The sequence below is a fragment of the Zobellella iuensis genome (assembly GCF_016746085.1).
Lineage (GTDB): Bacteria > Pseudomonadota > Gammaproteobacteria > Enterobacterales > Aeromonadaceae > Oceanimonas > Oceanimonas iuensis.
The window spans coordinates 171,530-191,504 of sequence record NZ_JAERTZ010000018.1; the positions used below are offsets into that span (position 1 = coordinate 171,530).

Here is a 19,975-nt window from a genome sequence, read left to right on the forward strand (position 1 = left end):
AAGCGTGAAGACCGGCTTCTGGACAGGGCGGGGTCCAGGCGCCATACTGGCGCCTTTTGGCCCCGTCCTTTTTTATGTTTCTTACCCTGCTCAATATAGTAGTGCCGGTATTTGCCGTGGTGGCCGTGGGCTTCGCCTTCGGCCGGCGTCAACGCCACGGGGAGATGGGGTTTATCAATCTCGCCAACGTGGCGGTATTCTGCCCGGCCCTGGTGTTTTCCGCGCTGGTCGACAACCCGGTATCGCCCGGCGAGAGCTGGCCGCTGATCCTGGCCGGGGTACTGATCGTGCTGTTGCCGGGGCTGCTGCTCTGTTTATTTCGTTTCCCGGGATTGGAGCGTCGGACTTTAGTCGTAGCCGGCATGTTCCGCAACACCGGCAATATCGGCATCCCCTTGATGATGCTGGCCTATGGCGCCGATCAACTGGGTGCCATCATTATTCTTTTCGTATTGTCCAACCTGATCCATTTTTCGCTGGGGCTCTTTATCCTGTCGCGGGAGGCAGGGCCCTGGCAGTGGCTGCAGAACCCCATTATCTGGGCCGCGGTATTGGGCATGCTGCTGGCCGATAATACCGCCCTGTTGCCGGCCTTCGTCTATACCACCGCCGATCTGCTCGGGCAGATGGCGGTCCCCCTGATGCTGTTTGCCCTGGGGGTGCGGCTGTCGGGCGGGGAGATGGGGGCGCTGGGGCTGGCGTTGCGGGTCAACCTGGCCTACCTGCTGGTGGGGGCGGCCAGCTTCGCCCTGGTGGCCTGGTGGCTGCCGCTCGGCAACGACTGGCTGCGGCTGCTGGCGCTGTCGGTGATGCTGCCGCCGGCGGTGCTCAATTACCTGCTGTGCGAGCAATACCGCTGCCAGCCCGAGAAAATGGCCAGCATAGTGCTGCTCGGCAATGCCATGGCGGTGGTCACAGTTCCGCTGGTGGTCTATCTTACCTTGACCTTCCTCTGATTACCTGCGCCGACCAGGCCCCCGTGGCCTGGTGCCATTGTTTAATTTTTGTTAATCAATCGTTAATACCAAAGTCTAAGTTTCAACAGGCTTCTAACGGAGTACTGTTACTTTCGAACCGTATTCGGCTATTCAAGGAGAAAGAGAATGGCGTTCGAAAGTAAGGAAAAAGCAAAAGCGTACTGGAGCGAAAACCTGAGGCTGATGGCCATATTGCTGGCGGTCTGGTTCTCGGTGTCTTTCCTGTTCGGCATTATCCTGGTGGATCTGCTCAATGCCTTCACCATCGGCGGTGCCAAGCTCGGCTTCTGGTTCTCCCAGCAAGGCTCCATTTATGTGTTCGTGGTGCTGATCTTCGTCTACGTATGGCGAATGAACGTGCTCGACAAAAAATACAACGTTGACGAAGCGTAAGGGGTAGGGCATGGATATCCAAACCTGGACATTTATTCTGGTGGGCCTGAGCTTTGCCCTCTATATCGGTATCGCCATCTGGGCCCGCGCCGGCACCACCGGCGAATTCTACGTGGCCGGCGGCGGCGTCAACCCGGTGGCCAACGGCATGGCCACGGCGGCGGACTGGATGTCGGCCGCCTCCTTCATCTCCATGGCCGGGGTGATTTCCTTCGCCGGCTATGACGGCGGCGTCTACCTGATGGGCTGGACCGGCGGCTATGTGCTGCTGGCGCTGTGCCTGGCCCCCTACCTGCGCAAGTTCGGCAAGTTCACCGTGCCGGATTTCATCGGCGATCGCTACTACTCGCAAACCGCGCGCATGGTGGCGGTGTTCTGCGCCATTTTCGTGTCCTTCACCTATGTGGCGGGCCAGATGCGCGGCGTGGGCGTGGTGTTCTCCCGCTTCCTGGAGGTGGACATCAACCTGGGCGTCATCATCGGCATGGCCATCGTGTTCTTCTACGCGGTCATGGGCGGCATGAAGGGCATTACCTATACCCAGGTGGCCCAGTACTGCGTGCTGATCTTCGCCTTCCTGGTACCGGCCATCTTCGTCTCCCTGATCGTGGCCGGCACTCCCATTCCGCAGCTGGGCTTTATCGGCCAGACCGCCGCCGACGGCGTTTACCTGCTCGACAAGCTGGACGGCCTGTCCCAGGAGCTGGGCTTCACCGAATACACCTCGGGCAAGAAGTCGGGCATCGATGTCTTTTTCATCACCGCCGCCCTGATGGTGGGCACCGCCGGCCTGCCCCACGTGATCATCCGCTTCTTCACCGTGCCCAAAGTGCGTGATGCCCGCATCTCCGCCGGCTGGGCGCTGCTGTTCATCTCCTTCCTCTACACCACAGCCCCGGCCGTGGCCGCCTTCGCCCGCGCCAATATGATCGAAGGCCTGAACGGCACCGACGGCCAGGGCGTGATCGCCGAGCAGGCGCCGGGTTGGGTGGCCAACTGGGAGAAGACCGGCCTGGTGAAATGGGAAGACAAGAACGGCGACGGCCGCATGTTCTACGCCGGCGACGAGCGTAACGAAATGACCATCAGCCCGGACATCATCGTGCTGGCCAGCCCCGAAATCGGTCAGCTGCCGAACTGGGTGGTGGCCCTGCTGGCGGCCGGTGGCCTGGCGGCGGCGCTCTCTACCGCGGCCGGCCTGCTGCTGGTGATCTCCACCTCCATCGCCCACGATCTGCTGAAGAAGGGGCTCAAGCCGGACATGACCGACAAGCAGGAGCTGCTGGCCGCCCGGGTGGCCGCCGCCTTCGCGGTGATCGGCGCCGGTTACCTCGGCATCAACCCGCCCGGCTTCGTGGCCCAGGTAGTGGCCTTCGCCTTCGGCCTGGCGGCGGCGTCCTTCTTCCCGGCCATCGTGCTCGGCATCTTCTACAAGAAGATGAACAAGGAAGGGGCCATCGCCGGCATGGTGACCGGTATTACCTTCACCGCCGCCTATATCGTGTACTTCAAGTTCATCAACCCGGCCGCCGACAATGCCGCCAACTGGTGGTTCGGCATTTCGCCCGAGGGTATCGGTACCCTGGGCATGCTGCTCAACCTGGGCGTATCGCTGCTGGTGGCCAAGCTGACCACCGAAACCCCGAAAGAGGTGCAGGAGCTGGTGGAGAGCATCCGCTTCCCGAAAGGGGCCGGTGCCGCCCACGACCATTGATCCCGATCAAAGATTGTGAACCAGGGGCGCCGCGGCGCCTCTTTTTTATGCCCGGCTAAATAGTGGCTTGTTTCTAAACCGCTTTTATCTGTTTATACTGGCGCTTTACCACTTTCGTGCAGGGCAGATGGCCTTTATTCCCAACTGGTTCAAACCCGCCAAGGCGTCTTCTTCGGTCGGGATATACCTTACTCAACACGCCCTTCTTGCGATTGATGAGCATCAGCCCCGGCAGGAGGTGCAGCGAGCGGTCGGCAGCAGTGAGTCGCCCCTGTCCGCCTTGCAGGCGCTGATCGGCGAACAGGGCTGGCAGGGACGCCGCCTGCATCTGGCGCTGGGCCGCCACTGGTATAATCAGACCCAAATGGAAAAGCCTGTCATGCCCGACGAGGAGCTGGCCCAGGCCTTGCCATGGTGCATGCGGGAGCAGGTAAGCGAGCCGGTTGAAAACCTTCTGTTTGACTATATCGACTTGCCCCCCGGCCCCCAGGGGCAGCCGCGCATCGCCGTCTATTACAGCGTCCGCGAACGGCTGGCGGCCCTGGTCAAGGCGCTGACGCCCCAGTGCGATATCGCCACCATCGGCGTGGATGAGCTGGCCCTGGCCAACTTGCTGGAGCCGGAAGTGCGCGGTTTGCTGCTGCACAAGGTGCCCGGCCAGGATCTGACCCTGACCTTCATCCACCAGCAGCAATGGCATTTTTCCCGTACCATCCGCGGCTTTCAGGCGTTGGATGACGAACAGGTCGCCAGCGACCAGTTCGTGTTCGACAACCTGTTGCTGGAGCTGCAGCGCAGCATCGATTATGCGGTGGGGCAACTGAAACTCAGCGTGCCCAACCGCTGGTATCTGGCCTTGCCCCAGCGGGTCACGCCGGCGGTAGAGGGCGCCATCAGTCAGGTGTTTGATCTTCGGCCCGAGTCCTTGACTACGGACAGCCTGAGTCCCATCAGCCTGCCGGCACTGGGAATACTGCGGGAGCCAGGCCGATGAAAAGTCGCGTCGAGTTTTATCAGGCCGGACTGAAGCCATCCCGGGAAAGGCCCACCTTTGCCTGGCTGACGCGGGGGGGGATGCTGATCCTGCTGCTGTGGGGGGGAGCCTTTGCCGTTGCCGCCTTCGCCAACCATCGCCTGCAGGAGCAGAACCGGCAGCTGGAAGCGGCGGTGGAAGCCGGCGCCGCGGGCCTGGCCCAGTTGCAGCAAAGCCTGGCCCTGCTCAGCCGCAGCCAGGACGACTCCCAGCGCCAGCGCCTGGAGCAGGACATCCGCGCCCGCCAGCGGCTGCTCGGCGTCCTGAATAAAGAAAGTTTCGTGTCTTATGCCACGACCCTGAAGGATTTGGCGCAGATCCCCTGGCAGAATGTGGCCCTGCAAGGGCTTACCCTGAACGGCAGGCACATGGTGTTGCGGGGCGAGGCGAGCCGGGGGGCGGCGGTACCGGCCTGGATCATGGGCTTCGAGCAGAGCGACAGCCTGCGCGACCATGCCTTTGGGCGGCTCGATATCCGGCAGCAGGGCGAGGGCATCTGGAGCTTTACCCTGCACAGCGAGGGGGCGACACCATGAAGGGATGGAAAGAGCAGGCCGGCGCCTGGTTTATGGCCCGTCCCCAACGGGAACGCTGGCTGCTGCTGGCCGTTGGCTGGGCCACCCTGGCCTGGAGTGGGCTGGAACTTTATGAACACAGCCTGGGGGCCAGATCGGCCCAGCTGGGCCAGCAGCAACAGCAACTGCATCGCACCCTGGCCGAGCAGCAAAGCCAGCGGGAAGAGCTGAACCAGGGCATCGCCCGGCTGTCGGCCAATAATGAACAGCAGCGCATCGAGCGGCTGAACCAACGACTCAGCCGCCTGAACGAAAACGTTGAGCAACGCATGCGTACTTTGGTGGGGCCGGAGCAGATGGCGGCCTTGCTGCTGTCGGTGCTGGAGCAGAGCGACGGACTCCAACTGCTTCAACTGAGCAATCAGCCTCCCCGCCTGCTCGATGGCGGCGACAGCGAGCTGCTGTATCGGCACGACCTGAGCCTGCACCTGGTTGGCGGCTATCTGCAACTGCTCGATTATATCGAGCGGCTGGAACAGCTGTCCGGGCGGATCTTCTGGCATGGCCTGGAGTTCCAGCTGGAGCAGTATCCTAACGGAGCCATTCGTCTGGATTTCTTTACCATCAGCCAACATAAGGAGCTGTTGCGTGGTTAATTCACTGCTTTTGCTGGTGCTGAGCGCGGCCTCCGGCTTGCAGGACCCGACCCGGCCGCTGGGGGCGCCGGTGGCGGAGCCCCGGGCCGAAGGAGTGCAGGCGCCTTCTTCCGTACCGCGGCTGGAGGCGATTTTCAGCGGCGAGGGGCGCTACAGCGCCATCCTGAACGGACAGCGCTATCACCCCGGCGACAGGGTGGGCGACTACCGGCTGGTACGGATAGCACCGAATCATATTTTGCTCGAAGGGCGGGGTGAGTCACTGGAGCTGACCTTGTTCCCTTCCTTATCAACCTTGAGTAGCCAATGAATTTAACGAAACGACCTTTTGCCGTGGCCCTGCTCGGTGCCTCCCTGGCCGCTTGTGTTAATGCACCGGATGGCTCCTTGCCCAAGGCCACCCTGGATGAAGCCCTGAGTACCCGCCCCGACGCGGTGCCGGCGGCGGTAGAGCAGGAATTGCTCCTGGCCCGTCCCGGGGCGCCGGCACCGCGTGGCGAGCCCCGCCTGCGCCGTTTCGACATCGCCGCCAACGAGGTGGAGGCCCGCAGTTTCTTTACCGCCCTGGGCAGCCAGCACGGCATCAGCATAGCGGTGCATCCGGAGGTGGCTGGCACCATCAGCCTGAACCTGCGCCAGGTCACCCTGCCCGATACCCTGGCCGCCATCTCCGGCCTGTACGGCTATGGCATAGAGCGCCAGGGTGGGGTCTATCAGGTTTACCCCAATGGGGTGCGCACCCGTACCTTTAATGTCAATTACCTGATGCTGTCCCGCCGCGGCCAGTCCCAGACCGCCATCAGCGGCAGTACCCTGACGGCCAGCGACGGCGGCGGCAATGCGACCCGTATCGATACCCAGTCCAACAACGATTTCTGGAACGATCTGGAGTCGGCCCTTGCGCGGCTGATCGGCAACGAGCAGGGCCGGGTGGTGGTGACCAATCCCCAGGCCGGGCTGGTGAGCGTGCGTGCCGCTCCCGATGAGCTGGTGCTGGTGGAGGATTTTCTGAACCAGGCCCAGCGCCAGCTCAAGCGCCAGGTGATACTGGAGGCCCGCATTCTGGAAGTGGAGCTGAGCGATGGTTATGAGCAGGGCATAGAATGGAATAACCTCAGTGCGCGCAGCCGCAGCAACGGCACGGGCCAGAACGCAACCGGAAACACCTTTCCCTTCCCGGGATTTCTCAGCCCGGTAACCAATCAGCTGGGGGGCGGGGCCGTCTTTACGTACACGGACGGCAACTTTGATGTGGTGGTCAATTTGCTGCAGACGCAAGGGGAGGTGAACACCCTGTCCAACCCCAGGGTCACCACCAGCAATAACCAGAAGGCGGTGATCAAGGTCGGTACCGATGAATACTTCGTGACCAATTTTTCACTCACCACCACCACCAGCAGTGCGACCACCGAAGTGACCCCCGATATCGAGCTGACCCCGTTCTTTTCCGGGATATCGCTGGACGTGACCCCCCAGATCGCCGAAGACAACAAGGTGCTGCTGCATATACATCCGTCGGTCACCGAGGTGACCGACAGCACCAAGATTATCGAATTCGGTAACAATTCGGTCACCTTGCCGCTTGCCAAAAGCACCATCCGCGAGTCGGATACCATAGTGGAAGCCCGCTCGGGGGAGATTATCGTCATCGGCGGCCTGATGCAGGAGCGCCAGGGGCAAATCGAATCCGGCATACCTGTGCTCAGCCAGATCCCCGTGCTGGGTAATCTCTTCAAGAACCGCAATCTCAGCACCCGCAAGAGCGAGCTGGTGATTATGCTGCGGCCGGTGGTGGTGGAGGAAAACACCTGGCAGAACGAATTGCAGCGTTCCCGCGATCTGCTGGAGAAATGGTATCCGCCATTGGCCGAGCCGCTGGCCACCTTGCCGAGTGGGGTCAGGTAATGAAAAGACGCCATCACTGGACAAAGCTGCTACTGACGCTGCTGCCTTTTGCGCTACCCGCCCAGGCCGAAACCTTCGAGGAAGACTGGAACCAGGTGGACTGGGCCGACCTGATGGTGGAGGTGCCCGCTGCGGAAGCCGAGCTGAACATCACCGAGGTGACCCTGAGCCGGGCCGACTGGCTGGCGGAGGCCAACAAGCAGGCCGATGCGGCCCTGGCCGCCGGCGACTGGGCGCGGGCCGAGTATCGCCTGGCCCAGGCGCTGGCGGAGTATCCCGACGCCCACGACACCCGGCTGCGGCTGGCGGCCATGCTGTTTGGCCGTGGTGACCCGGATCAGGCCCGGGTGCGGCTGCAGCAGGGCCTGGAGCTGGTGCCGGATCATGCGGATATGCGCCTGGCCCTGGCCCGGCTGCTGGCCGCCCAGGAACGCTTCCCCGCCGCCTTGCGGGTGCTGGACGATGTCAGCCCCCTGTTGCACCGTCATCTGGATTATTACAGCCTGAAGGCGGAAATGGCCCGGCGCAGCGGCCGCTGCGATCTGGCCATCGGCCTCTACCAGCGGCTGCTGGACAGCAGCCGGGTCGGTGCCTGGTGGCTCGGCCTGGGCCTGTGCCAGCGGGAGCTGGGGCAGAATTTTACCCTGGCCTTTGAGCAGGCCCGGGCCAGCGCCGATCTGGGCAATGCCTCGTTACGTTTTGTCGAGCAGCAACTGGAGCAATATGGTACAGCGCAAACTCACTAAACGCCTGGGCGAGCTGCTGATCGAACACGGGGTGATTTCCCCGGTGCAGCTGGATGCGGTACTGCAGCAGCAGCAGCGCGAAGGCGGCCGTATCGGCACCTTGCTGGTACAGATGGGCATGCTGGGCGAACTGGAGTTGCTGGGCTTTGTGGCCCGCCAGCTGGATTTGCCGCTGCTCGATTTGAACAGGACGCCGATCGACAAGCAGGCGGTCAAGCTGCTGTCCGAGGTCTATGCCCGCCGCTACCGGGCCCTGGTGATCGAGAGTGATGATACCCAGGCCACGGTGGTGCTGTCGGATCCGGCGGATCTCGACACCCAGGACGCCATCAGCAACCTGCTGGCGCCGCGGGACATCAACCTGGCGGTGGCCCCCCACGGCCAGCTGCTGGGGCTTTATGACCAGCTCTACCGGCGCACCGATGATATTGCCAACCTGGCCGAACAGCTGCACGTGGAGCACGCACCCAGCCGGCCGGCCCTGGATGCGGGCGGCCTGGACGACAGTGACGCCACCGTGGCCAAGCTGCTCAACTCCCTGTTCGAGGATGCCTTGCAGGTAGGGGCGTCCGATATCCATATAGAGCCGGATCAGAAGGTGGTCCGGCTGCGCATGCGGGTCGACGGCCTGCTGCAGGAAACCGAACTGAAAGAAGTGGCCATAGCCCCGGCGCTGGTGTCCCGGCTCAAGTTGATGGCCGGGCTGGATATCGCCGAGCGCCGCCTGCCCCAGGACGGCCGTTTCGAGCTCAGGATAAAAGACAGCCCGGTGGATGTGCGCATGGCCACCATGCCGGTGCAGCATGGCGAGGCGGTGGTACTGCGGCTGCTGGACCAGTCGCAGGGGGTGCGCAGCCTGGCCCAGGCCGGTATGCCGGCCGCCCTGCTCGGCGCCTTTCGCCGCCGCCTGGCCAGCCCCAACGGCATCATACTGGTGACCGGCCCCACCGGCAGCGGCAAGACCACCACCCTCTACGGCGCGCTGTCCGAGCTCAACACCCCGGATCGCAAGATCATCACCGCAGAAGACCCGGTTGAGTACCGGTTGCCGCGTATCAATCAGGTACAGGTCAACGCCAAGATCGGCCTGACCTTCGCCCGCATCCTGCGTACCAGCCTGCGCCAGGATCCCGATGTCTTGCTGATCGGCGAGATGCGGGATCAGGAAACCGCCGAAATCGCCATGCGCGGCGCCCTCACCGGCCACCTGGTGCTCTCTACCCTGCATACCAACGACGCGCCCAGCTCGGCGGTGCGGCTGATGGACATGGGAGTGCCCGGTTACCTGGTGGCCAGCACCCTGAAGGCGGTGCTGGCCCAGCGGCTGGTGCGCAAATTGTGTGAACATTGCAAGGTGCCGCACCGGCTGGAGGAAAACGAGCTGCAGTTCCTGATGCATTTGAACCCGGAGGCGTTCAAGGGGGGCTTTTATCAGGCGCCCGGCTGTGCCAGTTGCAACCACAGTGGCCACAAGGGACGGGTCGGCGTCTATGAATGGCTGGAAATCAACCACGAGATGGCCGACGCCCTGCGCGAGCACGATATCGAAGCCTTCAACGGCCTGGTGGCGGCGGTGCCCGGTTTCACCACCCTGGCCCGCTCGGCCCTGCAACTGGCGTTGCAAGGGGAGATTGCCGCCACCGAAGTGCTGCGCCTGGCCGAGTGGATGGACTGATGGCCTTTTACCAGTACAAGGCGCGCAACCGCCAGGGCCAGCTCAATGAAGGACGGCTGGAGGCCGCCTCCGCCCGGGCCGCGGCCGACAGCCTGAGCAACGCCGGCCTTATCCCCATCGAGGTGAAAGAGGCACGCTCCGGCACCAAGACCTGGCTGCAGCTGCGCCAGTTGCTCAAGGGCGGCATCACACCCGAGGCCCTGCTTATCCTGAGCCGGCAGTTCGCCTCCCTGACCCGGGCCGGCATTCCCATACTGCGCATCGTGGAAGGCTTGCGCGACACCACCGACAACAAGGTATTGCGCGAGGCGCTGGGCGAGGTGAGCCAGGCCCTGAACCAGGGCCAGACCCTGGCCAACGCCCTGGCGGCCCATCCCCATCTGTTCAATTCGCTGTTCGTGTCCCTGGTGGAAGTGGGCGAAAGCACCGGCCAGCTGGAGCAGGCCTTTCTGCAGCTGGCCCACTATTACCAGCTGGAGCTGGACACCCGGCGGTGGGTCAAGGCGGCCATCCGTTATCCGCTGTTTGTCAGCCTGGCCATGATAGCGGCCATGGTGGTGCTCAACCTCTATGTGATCCCGGCTTTCAGTGGTATTTTTGCCCGTTTGGGTGCGGATTTGCCCTGGACCACCCGTTTTCTGCTGGGCACCTCCCATTTCTTCACCCACTATATCGGCCACCTGGCGCTGGCCCTGCTGGCGTCGGCGGCGCTGCTCTGGCGCTATATCGGCACGCCGGCCGGGCGCTATCGCTGGCACCGCTGGCAGCTGCGCATCCCCATCGTCGGGCCTTTGATCAAGCGCATCCTGCTGGCGCGCTTTTGCCGCAGTTTCGCCATGATGCTGGCCGCCGGCGTGCCCATTACCCGGGTGCTGACCCTGGCCGGCACCGCCACCGGCAACGCCTTTCTGACCCGCGCCATCCTCGGCATGGGGGAGGGGCTGGCCTCGGGCAACAGCCTGTCGGCGGTAGCGGCCAAGAGTAACGTCTTTACTCCCTTGATTTTGCAGATGTTCCGGGTGGGGGAAGAGACCGGCCGGGTAGACGAAATGGTGATGGAAGCGGGCCGTTTCTACGAGGAGGAAGTAGACTACGATATCGCCAACCTCACCGCCAAGATCGAGCCCCTGCTGATCGTCGGCATTTCGGTCATGGTGCTGATCCTGTCGCTGGGCATCTTTACCCCCATGTGGGATATGGTCAACGTGGCCAAGGGTTGACACAAAAAATGCGGCTAACGTTGGATTTTTACCCAAAAGGGCTGGATTGGCCCCCGGCGGCAAAGTATCATAGCCCGGTTTTAATCCTTTGGTAGTAGCAATAAAAAACCATTTTATTTACAACAAGATAACTATTTTCTAGAGACGAGGAAAGAATGAAAAAAGCAGCGGGTTTCACCCTGATCGAGCTGGTGATTGTAATTGTAATACTCGGCATCCTGGGCGCCGTGGCCGCGCCGCGCTTTATCAACCTGCAAGGGGATGCCTATGAGGCCAATGTAAATGCATTGAAGGGTTCTATCCAGTCGGCAGCGACGTTGGCTAATACTCGGGCAGTTCTTGATGGGAAAGAAAATGGCACTGATGTAACCGGTTTTGATGATGTCGTTTTTGCTGCTGGTTATCCAATTGCTGGCACTGAAGATGAAGATTTTAAAGATGGGATTTTAGGGGCATTGCAAGATTTTGACTTAAACGCCTATAAAGTCGATGAGGCTGCTGCGGCAGGTTCAAATACAGCATCTATTACTATCAGACCGAATAACCGTAATACTGCTAGCTGTCAGATTCAATACTTTCAGGCAAAAGCGGCTGTAGCAGCTACAGCGGATGATCCGGCAGAGCCTGCGCTTCCTGCACGGATTGTAGCTGTCACGACCGGCTGTAACTGATACTTCCGTGTTAGAGGCGGCTTAGGCCGCCTTTTTTAACCCTATGACCTTTCAGCGCGGTTTTACCCTGCTTGAACTGGTGCTGGTGCTGGTATTAACCGGCATACTGGCGGCGGTGGCCTTGCCGCGGCTGTCGCTCTCTTCCTCTTTCGATGAACGCCTGCAGGCGGATAACCTGGTGGGCCTGCTGCGCCTGGCCCAGCTTAGGGCCATGAACGATCCCGGTGCCTTGCAAGCCAGTACGGATGTAAGCCGTTGCGGCCGGTTGGTGATAACCTCGACCGGGTTTTCCCTGTCTGAGGATTGCAATAGCACAACCTTGCTTAATGGGATTGCCTTGAATAATGCCGACAGTCAGGGCCTTTTTCTGGGTAAAACCGGCATTGCCATCGGTGCCGGTCATTCCCTGCCGCTGGTGCTGCAATTCGGCCGTCCGGCGCAAGATCCCAGGTTTTTAAGCAGCGACAGCCGCCTGGGGCGGCCCTTTTTGCATCAATCCGGTGCCGCTGCGGTTGCTTTAACCACTCCGCTGGAGATCATTATTGGCGGCAAAACGGTCAGGATAGAAACCGAGGGCTATATCCATGCGCCCTGAGGCAATACGCCAGGGGGGCCTCAGCCTGCTGGAGTTTGTACTGGGGCTGACCATACTGGCCATTGTGCTGGTGGGCAGCACCCTGTTTTTTGCCGCCCAGCCCCGCCAGCTGGATCCGGTATTTCAGTACCGCGCCGTTTCCCTGGCGGAAGCCCTGGCCGAGCAGGTACTGGCGGTCAAATATGATACCAATAACGATCCAGCCAGACAGGAGCGCTGCGGTATTACCGAAGGAGCGGAAGATTGCGGGGAAACTCCATCGGCCAGTGCCATTACCGCACCTGAGTTGGGCAATTTTAAATCGGTAGATGATTTTCAGCTTTGGTGTAATAACGGTCATCATGGCGCCCTGGGTGCCATTGATGGTGAACTGCTGGCCGATCAGCTGGACCTGCCTGCAACGCGGCTCTACCGGCGCTTTAAGGTGGAAACCTGCGTCGACCCGGAAGAGGATGATAACGGCCAGCCTTTCAAAAAGGTCACCATCGACGTGGATATCGACCAGGGCGGTACCCTTTCCTTTGTCCTGCACAGGTACAATATCCGATGAGGGCGCGCGGCTTTACCCTGCTGGAGCTGGTGATAGTGCTGGTGCTGGTCGGCATTAGCGCCCTGTTCGGCACCCGCTTTATCGCCGATATGGCGACCAGCTATACGGGAGCGGCGGAGCGTGCCCAGGCCCTGGCCGGCGCCCGCTTCGCCCTGGAGCGGATAAAGCGCGAACTCAGCCAGGCCTATAGCCCCAGCGTGTATTTCAGTGACGATGGCCGTTGTGTGTCCTTTGTGCCCGTGCTGGCATCGGGAAAATATGCGGGGGATGTTACCGACCAGGCGACCTTTATTATTCCCGCGGCCCTCGACCACCAGCAGCCGGAGCCGACTTATATGGCGATAAGGGCCGATTCCGGCGAAGAGCACTGGGAAGACTACCCCGCTACCCGGCCCGCCCATCTCTTCGCGTTGCTGGATCCCGCCGCCATTGCCGGCGGGGATAGGGTGCCGATGGCCGAGCTGATTGGAGAGGGGCTGCATTTCGATATCAACAGCCTCGACAGCCGCTTTACCCTGCTGGCGGCACGCCAGACGCGCTATTGCCTCGAGTCCGGCTCCCTCTGGCGCCAGCAGCGTGAGGCGGGGGAGTGGTCGGAAAAAATACTCATGTTGACCCAGGTCACTTCGGACAGCGCCTTTATGGAGTATGATGAGTCCCTGCAACTGCTGAAAATGGAGCTTTCGGTGCACAGTCGCGACGGTACCCTGGTGTTGCCCGGCCAGTTTATGGTGGTCTATGAACCCTGAACAACGGGGCAGTATGCTGCTGAGCGTGATTTTTATTATCCTGGTCATGGCCGCGCTGATGGCGGGCATGGCTACCCTGTCCGGCCAGAGCAGCCGGCAACTGGTGTACGAAGCCCAGGTGCTCAAGGCCCGGCTGGTGGCGGAAGCGGCCCTGGAGCAAAAGGTATTCGAGCTGCTGGGCAATATCGACCATGAAGATCCCATAGCGCCACTGCTGGTTTCGGGCTGCCAGGGAACCGCGGAGGTCGGGCAGGTCATCAGTCCGACTCAAAAATCAGTGCTCGCCACCGGAGAATGCGCCAGCCCGGCATTGACGGTAATACGCCATATCGAAGTTGAGGTCATAGAATGAGAATTATATTTAACACTTTTTTGGCTGTTAACCTGTCGCTGTTAGGCTCTGCCACCGTTCAGGCACAAGATTACTCCAGTCTAAGAAGCCAGATCATGACCTCTTTCCTGGATTCTGCCCAGAGTCATCATTCATCTGGCACTTATACGCGTAGTGATGCTGCCAAAGTCCTGGGCGATGAGGATAACCGCCTTAACTTTAACAAATATAATAATCAGAATGGCTATGTCCTTACCTGCGGTGATGCTCCCTGTACCCTAAGCTATGAAGAAAGGAGTAAAATAAGTCTCCCCTCCTTCCAGAAACAAAACGGTGGTAGCTGGTTGAGCATCAGCAGTTGGAACTGTCCCCAGTCAAGCCGTTTGAGTTCAACCAATTTTAGCGGCCTGGAAGTGCAGAACTGTGAGGTGGAGGTGAGCCCCTTTAAGGCTGACCAGGTCACCGTCAATAGCGGGGGCCGCTTAGTTTTGAATGAAGGGGTATACTGGTTCGGTTCATTCAGTATGAACAACAATGCTGAGTTGGTCATCAATGGACCCGTTACCATATTTGTCAAGGATCGTTTTGGTATAACCGGGGATGCGGAAGTAAATCCGGAAGCGTCTTCACGATCATTGTTGATGGTGTCTTACAATGAAAACGGTTACTCATCCATAAATAATAATGCGCTTTTTAATGGGTTTATTTACTCCGCCGCCGGTGTCGTTCATCTTACGGGTGATGCAGAAGTAAGAGGTCGAGTGAATGTGTACAGCCTCACGATGAACAATAACACGGTCATTGCCGGCGATGATGCGGTAGAGAAAAATGACCTGGCAGGCTCGATTCACCACTATGAGCTGCATTTTAACAGCTGTAATGCGCTGCTCACCGCGAAGGCTTGTGGCGATGCAAGCTGCTCGGTGCTTTACGACAAAAAAGCAACCATCCATGTACAAAACCAGGACCGTCCACCGCGTAATATTGCCAACTTCAATAACTTTGTCGGCCTTGCCCAACAGAGCATTGCCAAGACGGCACAGAGCCTGAACTATCGCTTTACTCTGGGCTATCAGGCGAATGGTAATGGCGGAAATTTATCACCTAAACCCGCTTCTGGCTTGGTCTGCTACGTTGATGGCCAGCGTACCTGTACGGTGAATGGCAAGAGTTCTTCCGGTAGCGGTAGTGGTTTCAACTTTGCTGCCGATACCGCCTATGCGGGTGGCGAAGCCCGTGTCAGCATGGCTACTAATGCTTGCTCGGCTACGGCGGGGCAGGCCGAGCTGACCTTGAACTTCAGCACCGCCAGCCAGCACAGCCACTCCTTGGCAATACGCTGGCCCGGCGGTGTTGCTACCTTGCAACCTGGCCAGTCACAGCTCCTTACATTGCCAACTAATGGGGTCACATTGAGCTACCCCGAAGCCGAGTTGATTACCCTGACGGTGAAGGAAACAGAGACTGGTAATACCCGGCAGGAACAAGTGGCCTTTGTGCCCAAAGCATGGCACGTGAATGATCCCAAAGAGTGCCTGGATGATCAGGGGCATTTTATCTATGGCGAGCATGCCCAGAGCTGCGAGCCGCTGGCGAAAGTGGGTGATCCGGCTCCCTTCCGGGTGTCCGCACTGGATATAAAGGGTGATGAAATAACCTTGTCCAACTGGCTGCTCGGCAAGATACAGGATAATAGCCTGATCGAGTTCTCCGTTAAGAATGGCGATATCACCTATAGCTACAGCCAGGGGCTGAAAGCCGGTGAACAAGATGCCCAGCCGGATATTGTGGGTGTGGCGTCGCTACGGGTAAAAGACTGGACCGCCGGCTATATCCCGCAGGGCGATACTCCGCTCCAAACATCCGGTGATAAAAACACCATAGGTCGCACCGTGCCTGCAAGTCTGCTGGTCGTCGAGAAACGTTCTGGTAGCCTGGCGGATGGCGTTGTATATGCGGGCAACGCAGTATCATTTGATGAACCCCCTGGGTTTATCATTCAGGGGCTGAATACCAAGCAGCAGCCCCTGCACAGCTATAGGGGGGAGTTTGCCAAGGGACTGTTGAAGCACAGCCGCGTATGGCTCGATGCGCTCCATGAATACAACGGGCTTGAGCTTGAGCTGGCCAACAGCGCGCAGGGGCGGCATGAGTTGGCAGTGATAAATCGGGAACTGACATTCGTCAAAGGGGAGCCCTTCGCCGAAACCGGGCTGGATGTGCCGCTGCGATTCAAAAGTGAGGACCACGATTTGACCGAAGGCACCACTGATGACGTGTCGTTGACCGACGCGGGTGAGCGGCTGCGCTATGGCTATCTGACCCTTATGGATACCGAGCTGGGTATCAATGAGACTGGTAGGATGGCCAGCCTTCTCCATTATCTTGACTTGGGCGGCAAGGTCACAGAGGACAGAATCACCCGCTACAGCCTGGTTGGCGTATCGGTGGACTACCGTCCTGTGCTCGATCCCGGACTGGTGCTTGAGGCTAAGGAGAGCGATGTCTCCGTGGTCCCCTATGGCCGGGAAGTCAGTGATATCAGAGTCAGGCTTGAGGGACTCGCATCCTGGCTGCAGCCCTATCGCGATGGCGAACTGGCCGCACCCGAGGCCCGCCTGGATATCGTGAAGAAACTGCGCCGACGAGCCAACGACAGCACCTTCAACCGGCGTGAAGTGATCCGCTGAGCCATCATCACCAGGGCGCCCCGGCGCCCTGGTGGCGTGTTTCACCTGCTGCGGGTGTGACCGGCATGATCCAGCTCAAAGAAGAACGATAGCCCTTCAACAATTGTTTTACCTTTTGTTCACACTTGGTTATTGTTGCACATAATCAACAAAATAGCGCATCAGGTAAGGATACCCGAGCCGTGCAAAATACCATCAGTTACCTGGAGAAGCGGCCATTGCCGGCCGGCGAGCTGCATTTCCTTGAGCACAGGGTCCACTTCAAGAGCCAGCTGCTGCAGCATGTGTTCGACCATGCGGTGGAGTCCATCATGGTCACGGATGCCGAGGGCGTGATCGAGCGGGTCAACGCCGCCTTTAGCCAGATCACCGGCTTCAGCGCGGAGGAGGCCGTCGGCCAAACCCCCAGGCTGGTGCAGTCGGCCCGGCACTCCCCCGAGTTTTACCAGCGCATGTGGCAGCAACTGCTGCTAACCGGCCACTGGAGCGGCCAGGTGTGGAACCGCCGCAAGTCCGGCGAGGTCTACCTGCAGTGGCTCAGCATCAATACCCTGACCGACGACCAGGGCCGGGTCACCCACAGGGTGGCCATCGGCCATGATCTGACCGCCCTCAAAACCACCCAGAACGAACGCACCCTCTTTACCTTCAAGGATCCGCTGACCCAGCTGGGCAACCGGCAACTGCTCACCAGCCGGCTGGATCAGGCTCTGGCCGAAGCCCAGCGCAACAAGATCCGGGTCGGGCTTATGGTGCTCGATATCGGCCGGCTGAAACCGGTCAACGAACAGCTGGGGCTGACCTGGGGCGACGACGTGCTGCGCCAGCAGGCCCGCACCCTGCAGGCGGCCATCGACGAGGCCGACACCCTGGTGCGGCTGCAGGGCGACATCTTCGCGGTGCTGCGCCACAGCAAGGCGGAAGATGCCACCATGGCGCAGCTGGCCGACAAGCTGCTGGGCCTGCTGGGGCAACCCATAGTGCTGGCGGATCAGAATATCGTCAGCCTGCAACCCAGCATCGGCATCGCGGTGTTTCCACGCGATGCCAAGGACAAGGAAAGCCTGCTGCAGGCGGCGGAATATGCCCATGCCATGGCCAAGCGGGAAGGGCGCAACCGTTTCCAGTTCGTGGATCTGCGCCAGCACCAGCTGCACCACAGGGAGCTGGCCATAGAGCATCGCCTCAGTCACCTGCTGAACAGCGGAGACAGCGAGGGGCTGAGCCTGCATTTTCAGCCCCAGATCTGCCCGCAAAGCGGTGCCCTGTGCGGACTGGAAACCTTGCTGCGCTGGCGGCATCCCGTGCTCGGCCCCGTTTCCCCGGCGGAATTTATTCCGGTGGCGGAGCAGAGCGGCCTGTCGGTGCGGTTGGACCGCTGGGTGATCGAGCGGGTCTGCGAACAGGTGGCGGCCTGGCAGGCACGACATCCCGGACTGCCGGTGGTGTCGGTCAACCTCGGGGCCCAGCAATTCAGCCAGCCCGATTTTGCCGACTGGCTGCAAGACTGTGTCGTCCGTGCCGGTATCCGGCCCGAGCAGCTGAAACTGGAGGTGACCGAAACCACCATGATGGCCAACACGGAGTCCTGCGTGGCCATGCTGGGGCGGCTGCGCCAGTTGGGCTTTCGTATTTCCCTGGACGACTTCGGTACCGGTTATTCGGCCCTGTCCTGCCTGCACCGCTTTCCGTTGGATGAACTGAAAATCGATCGCAGTTTCATGGTGGAGGCCAGCCAGAGCGAGCGGGCCTATATTCTGCTCAAGACCATAGTGGGCCTGGCGCATCAGCTGTCGCTGAGCCTGGTGGTGGAAGGGGTGGAGCAGGAGGACCAGCTGGCCCTGCTGGCGGACTTTGGTTCCCTGACGGTGCAGGGCTACTATTTTTACCAACCGCTGCCGGTGGAGGAAACAGAGCGCCTGCTCGAAAGCCGGCGCCCCTAGTGCTGCAGGGTTGGCCGTCAACCGGCCAATCTGTTTTGCTCCATTCCCAGTTTGGACTGCAGGTACTGGTGCAGCCGGCTCTGTTCAGCCTCCGTTAAGTACAGCCCCAGCTTGGTACGACGCCAGATGATGTCTTCCACCGTCCTGGCCCATTCGTGCTCCATCAGGTAGTCCACTTCCGCCTGGGTCAGGGCGGCGCCGAAGCTCTCGCCCAGCTCGGCCAGGCCGTGGCGGCCTTCCAGGAAATGGTGGCAGAGGTTGCCGTAGCTACGCACAAAGCGCTTGATCATGGCCTCGGGCAACCAGGGGAACTGCTGCCCGAGGGTGGCCGCCAGGCTGTCGTGGTGCTCGAAATTGCCGCCGGGCAGCGCCGCCGCCTTGGTCCAGGGCCCCCTGGCCTGGGGGAAGAAGCGGCAGATGGCGTTGGTGGCGGCTTCCGCCAGCTTGCGGTAGGTGGTGATCTTGCCGCCGAACACCGACAACAGCGGCGCCTCGCCTTCGGGCGCATCCACCTCGAAGCTGTAATCCCGGGAGGCCTTCTGGGCTGCGCCATGCTCGTCATCCATCAGCGGGCGTACGCCCGAGTAGGTCCACACCACGTCCGCCGGGCTTATCTTGTGCCTGAAATGGGCGTTGACCACGGCGCAGAGGTACTCCACTTCTTCATCACTGATGCGGGCGTCGGAGGGGTTTCCGTCATAGTCCACGTCGGTGGTGCCGATCAGGGAGAAGTTGTCCTCGTAGGGGATCACGAACACGATGCGGTTGTCTTCGTTCTGCAGGATATAGGCTTCGGGCTCGTCGTGCAGTTTCGGCACTATGATATGGCTGCCCTTGACCAGGCGGATCTGCTTGGGCGCCTTGAGGGTCATGGCGTCGTCGAACAACTTGCTGGCCCAGGGGCCGGCGGCGTTCACCAGGGCGCGGCAACGGTAAAGCTGCTGCCGGCCGGTGTCGGTATCCTGCAGGGTGACCTGCCAGAGGCCATCCCGGCGCTCGGCCTTGACGCAGCGGGTGCGGGTTTTGATGTCGGCGCCGTTCTGGCGGGCGGCCATGGCACAGAGCACCACCAGGCGGGCATCGTCCACCCAGCCATCGGAATACTCGAAGCCTTGGGTGATGTCGCTCACCAGGGGGCTGTCGGCACCGAAGCGCAGGCCGTTGGAGCCGGGCAGCAGCTCCCGCTTGGCCAGGTGATCGTAGAGGAAGAGGCCGATGCGGATCATCCAGGCCGGGCGCAGGTGCGGGCGGTGGGGCAGGCGAAAGCGCAGCGGCCACATGATGTGGGGGGCGTTGCGCAGCAGCGACTCCCGCTCGGCCAGGGCTTCCTTCACCAGGCGGAACTCGTAATGCTCCAGGTAGCGCAGGCCGCCGTGGATCAGCTTGCTGCTGTTGGAGGAGGTGGCCGAGGCCAGGTCGTTCATTTCACACAGCACCACGCTCAGCCCCCGGCCGGCGGCGTCCATGGCGATGCCGGTGCCGTTGACGCCGCCACCGATAACCATCAGATCATGAATGGTGTGCTCAGCTGTCATGCTTCTCTTCTCCTTAAGGGAAGCCAACACCGGAGCGTGGCGTCCCTGTGCCTGGGGGGTGGGGGTCATAGTCAGTC

Annotated in this window: 19 protein-coding genes; 18 read left to right on the forward strand and 1 reads right to left on the reverse strand. The window is 60.8% G+C overall.

The window, feature by feature from the left end:
* Window positions 1-74 precede the first annotated feature (74 nt).
* The 18 genes from JKV55_RS07590 (at window position 75) to JKV55_RS07675 (ending at window position 18,363) form a co-directional block, all read left to right on the forward strand.
* Window positions 75-956: an AEC family transporter gene (locus JKV55_RS07590; RefSeq protein WP_202083820.1), complete on the forward strand. Its 882-nt coding sequence runs from the start codon at window positions 75-77 to the stop codon at window positions 954-956.
* Window positions 957-1,103: 147 nt separating this feature from the next.
* The gene (locus JKV55_RS07595; protein ID WP_202083822.1) at window positions 1,104-1,370 is read left to right on the forward strand and encodes a DUF4212 domain-containing protein; all 267 of its coding nucleotides are present in this window, start codon (window positions 1,104-1,106) and stop codon (window positions 1,368-1,370) included.
* Between the two features lie 10 nt (window positions 1,371-1,380).
* Window positions 1,381-3,084, forward strand: a complete 1,704-nt coding sequence (locus JKV55_RS07600) for a sodium:solute symporter family protein (protein ID WP_202083823.1) — start codon at window positions 1,381-1,383, stop codon at window positions 3,082-3,084.
* A gap of 238 nt (window positions 3,085-3,322) precedes the next feature.
* Window positions 3,323-4,078: an MSHA biogenesis protein MshI gene (locus tag JKV55_RS07605; RefSeq protein WP_369409630.1), complete on the forward strand. Its 756-nt coding sequence runs from the start codon at window positions 3,323-3,325 to the stop codon at window positions 4,076-4,078.
* Window positions 4,075-4,653 carry a PilN domain-containing protein gene (locus tag JKV55_RS07610; RefSeq protein ID WP_202083825.1) on the forward strand — a complete coding sequence of 193 codons (579 nt, stop codon included), beginning with the start codon at window positions 4,075-4,077 and terminating at the stop codon, window positions 4,651-4,653. The genes JKV55_RS07605 and JKV55_RS07610 overlap by 4 nt, the downstream gene beginning before the upstream one ends.
* On the forward strand, window positions 4,650-5,288 hold the full coding sequence (locus JKV55_RS07615) for an MSHA biogenesis protein MshJ (protein ID WP_202083827.1): 639 nt from the start codon (window positions 4,650-4,652) through the stop codon (window positions 5,286-5,288). Before JKV55_RS07610 ends, JKV55_RS07615 begins: the two co-directional genes overlap by 4 nt.
* Window positions 5,281-5,598 carry an MSHA biogenesis protein MshK gene (locus JKV55_RS07620; protein WP_202083830.1) on the forward strand — a complete coding sequence of 106 codons (318 nt, stop codon included), beginning with the start codon at window positions 5,281-5,283 and terminating at the stop codon, window positions 5,596-5,598. Before JKV55_RS07615 ends, JKV55_RS07620 begins: the two co-directional genes overlap by 8 nt.
* Window positions 5,595-7,193, forward strand: coding sequence for a pilus (MSHA type) biogenesis protein MshL (gene mshL, locus JKV55_RS07625; RefSeq protein WP_202083831.1), 1,599 nt, complete (start codon window positions 5,595-5,597; stop codon window positions 7,191-7,193). The genes JKV55_RS07620 and mshL overlap by 4 nt, the downstream gene beginning before the upstream one ends.
* Window positions 7,193-7,939, forward strand: coding sequence for a tetratricopeptide repeat protein (locus tag JKV55_RS07630; RefSeq protein WP_202083834.1), 747 nt, complete (start codon window positions 7,193-7,195; stop codon window positions 7,937-7,939). The genes mshL and JKV55_RS07630 overlap by 1 nt, the downstream gene beginning before the upstream one ends.
* Window positions 7,917-9,614 (forward strand): GspE/PulE family protein, encoded by a 1,698-nt coding sequence (locus JKV55_RS07635; protein ID WP_202083836.1) that lies wholly within the window; start codon window positions 7,917-7,919, stop codon window positions 9,612-9,614. Before JKV55_RS07630 ends, JKV55_RS07635 begins: the two co-directional genes overlap by 23 nt.
* Window positions 9,614-10,834: a type II secretion system F family protein gene (locus JKV55_RS07640; protein ID WP_202083838.1), complete on the forward strand. Its 1,221-nt coding sequence runs from the start codon at window positions 9,614-9,616 to the stop codon at window positions 10,832-10,834. Before JKV55_RS07635 ends, JKV55_RS07640 begins: the two co-directional genes overlap by 1 nt.
* A 155-nt stretch (window positions 10,835-10,989) precedes the next feature.
* Complete coding sequence (locus JKV55_RS20150) at window positions 10,990-11,505, forward strand: pilus assembly FimT family protein (protein WP_202083840.1); 516 nt, start codon at window positions 10,990-10,992, stop codon at window positions 11,503-11,505.
* 43 nt (window positions 11,506-11,548) lie between these two features.
* The gene (locus JKV55_RS07650; RefSeq protein ID WP_202083842.1) at window positions 11,549-12,100 is read left to right on the forward strand and encodes a prepilin-type N-terminal cleavage/methylation domain-containing protein; all 552 of its coding nucleotides are present in this window, start codon (window positions 11,549-11,551) and stop codon (window positions 12,098-12,100) included.
* Window positions 12,090-12,650, forward strand: a complete 561-nt coding sequence (locus JKV55_RS07655) for a type IV pilus modification PilV family protein (protein ID WP_202083844.1) — start codon at window positions 12,090-12,092, stop codon at window positions 12,648-12,650. Before JKV55_RS07650 ends, JKV55_RS07655 begins: the two co-directional genes overlap by 11 nt.
* Window positions 12,647-13,399: a prepilin-type N-terminal cleavage/methylation domain-containing protein gene (locus tag JKV55_RS07660; RefSeq protein WP_202083846.1), complete on the forward strand. Its 753-nt coding sequence runs from the start codon at window positions 12,647-12,649 to the stop codon at window positions 13,397-13,399. The genes JKV55_RS07655 and JKV55_RS07660 overlap by 4 nt, the downstream gene beginning before the upstream one ends.
* Entirely contained in the window at window positions 13,389-13,751 is a 363-nt protein-coding gene (locus JKV55_RS07665) for a hypothetical protein (protein WP_237332738.1), read from the forward strand. The genes JKV55_RS07660 and JKV55_RS07665 overlap by 11 nt, the downstream gene beginning before the upstream one ends.
* A 95-nt stretch (window positions 13,752-13,846) precedes the next feature.
* Window positions 13,847-16,420, forward strand: coding sequence for a DUF7305 domain-containing protein (locus JKV55_RS07670; protein WP_202083847.1), 2,574 nt, complete (start codon window positions 13,847-13,849; stop codon window positions 16,418-16,420).
* A 182-nt stretch (window positions 16,421-16,602) separates the two neighbouring features.
* Entirely contained in the window at window positions 16,603-18,363 is a 1,761-nt protein-coding gene (locus tag JKV55_RS07675; RefSeq protein WP_202083849.1) for a putative bifunctional diguanylate cyclase/phosphodiesterase, read from the forward strand.
* Between the two features lie 17 nt (window positions 18,364-18,380).
* Here the strand turns inward: JKV55_RS07675 and glpD are convergent, their stop codons facing one another.
* Window positions 18,381-19,898 carry a glycerol-3-phosphate dehydrogenase gene (gene glpD, locus JKV55_RS07680; protein ID WP_202083851.1) on the reverse strand — a complete coding sequence of 506 codons (1,518 nt, stop codon included), beginning with the start codon at window positions 19,896-19,898 and terminating at the stop codon, window positions 18,381-18,383.
* Window positions 19,899-19,975 lie beyond the last annotated feature (77 nt).

Excerpts from the sequence above, each read along its gene's own strand:
- JKV55_RS07590 (WP_202083820.1), top strand. The coding sequence starts at position 75 with ATGTTTCTTACCCTGCTCAATATAGTAGTGCCGGTATTTGCCGTGGTG.
- JKV55_RS07595 (WP_202083822.1), top strand. The coding sequence starts at position 1,104 with ATGGCGTTCGAAAGTAAGGAAAAAGCAAAAGCGTACTGGAGCGAAAAC.
- JKV55_RS07600 (WP_202083823.1), top strand. The coding sequence starts at position 1,381 with ATGGATATCCAAACCTGGACATTTATTCTGGTGGGCCTGAGCTTTGCC.
- JKV55_RS07610 (WP_202083825.1), top strand. The coding sequence starts at position 4,075 with ATGAAAAGTCGCGTCGAGTTTTATCAGGCCGGACTGAAGCCATCCCGG.
- JKV55_RS07615 (WP_202083827.1), top strand. The coding sequence starts at position 4,650 with ATGAAGGGATGGAAAGAGCAGGCCGGCGCCTGGTTTATGGCCCGTCCC.
- mshL (WP_202083831.1), top strand. The coding sequence starts at position 5,595 with ATGAATTTAACGAAACGACCTTTTGCCGTGGCCCTGCTCGGTGCCTCC.
- JKV55_RS07630 (WP_202083834.1), top strand. The coding sequence starts at position 7,193 with ATGAAAAGACGCCATCACTGGACAAAGCTGCTACTGACGCTGCTGCCT.
- JKV55_RS07635 (WP_202083836.1), top strand. The coding sequence starts at position 7,917 with ATGGTACAGCGCAAACTCACTAAACGCCTGGGCGAGCTGCTGATCGAA.
- JKV55_RS07640 (WP_202083838.1), top strand. The coding sequence starts at position 9,614 with ATGGCCTTTTACCAGTACAAGGCGCGCAACCGCCAGGGCCAGCTCAAT.
- JKV55_RS20150 (WP_202083840.1), top strand. The coding sequence starts at position 10,990 with ATGAAAAAAGCAGCGGGTTTCACCCTGATCGAGCTGGTGATTGTAATT.
- JKV55_RS07650 (WP_202083842.1), top strand. The coding sequence starts at position 11,549 with ATGACCTTTCAGCGCGGTTTTACCCTGCTTGAACTGGTGCTGGTGCTG.
- JKV55_RS07655 (WP_202083844.1), top strand. The coding sequence starts at position 12,090 with ATGCGCCCTGAGGCAATACGCCAGGGGGGCCTCAGCCTGCTGGAGTTT.
- JKV55_RS07660 (WP_202083846.1), top strand. The coding sequence starts at position 12,647 with ATGAGGGCGCGCGGCTTTACCCTGCTGGAGCTGGTGATAGTGCTGGTG.
- JKV55_RS07665 (WP_237332738.1), top strand. The coding sequence starts at position 13,389 with ATGAACCCTGAACAACGGGGCAGTATGCTGCTGAGCGTGATTTTTATT.
- JKV55_RS07670 (WP_202083847.1), top strand. The coding sequence starts at position 13,847 with ATGACCTCTTTCCTGGATTCTGCCCAGAGTCATCATTCATCTGGCACT.
- glpD (WP_202083851.1), bottom strand. The coding sequence starts at position 19,898 with ATGACAGCTGAGCACACCATTCATGATCTGATGGTTATCGGTGGCGGC.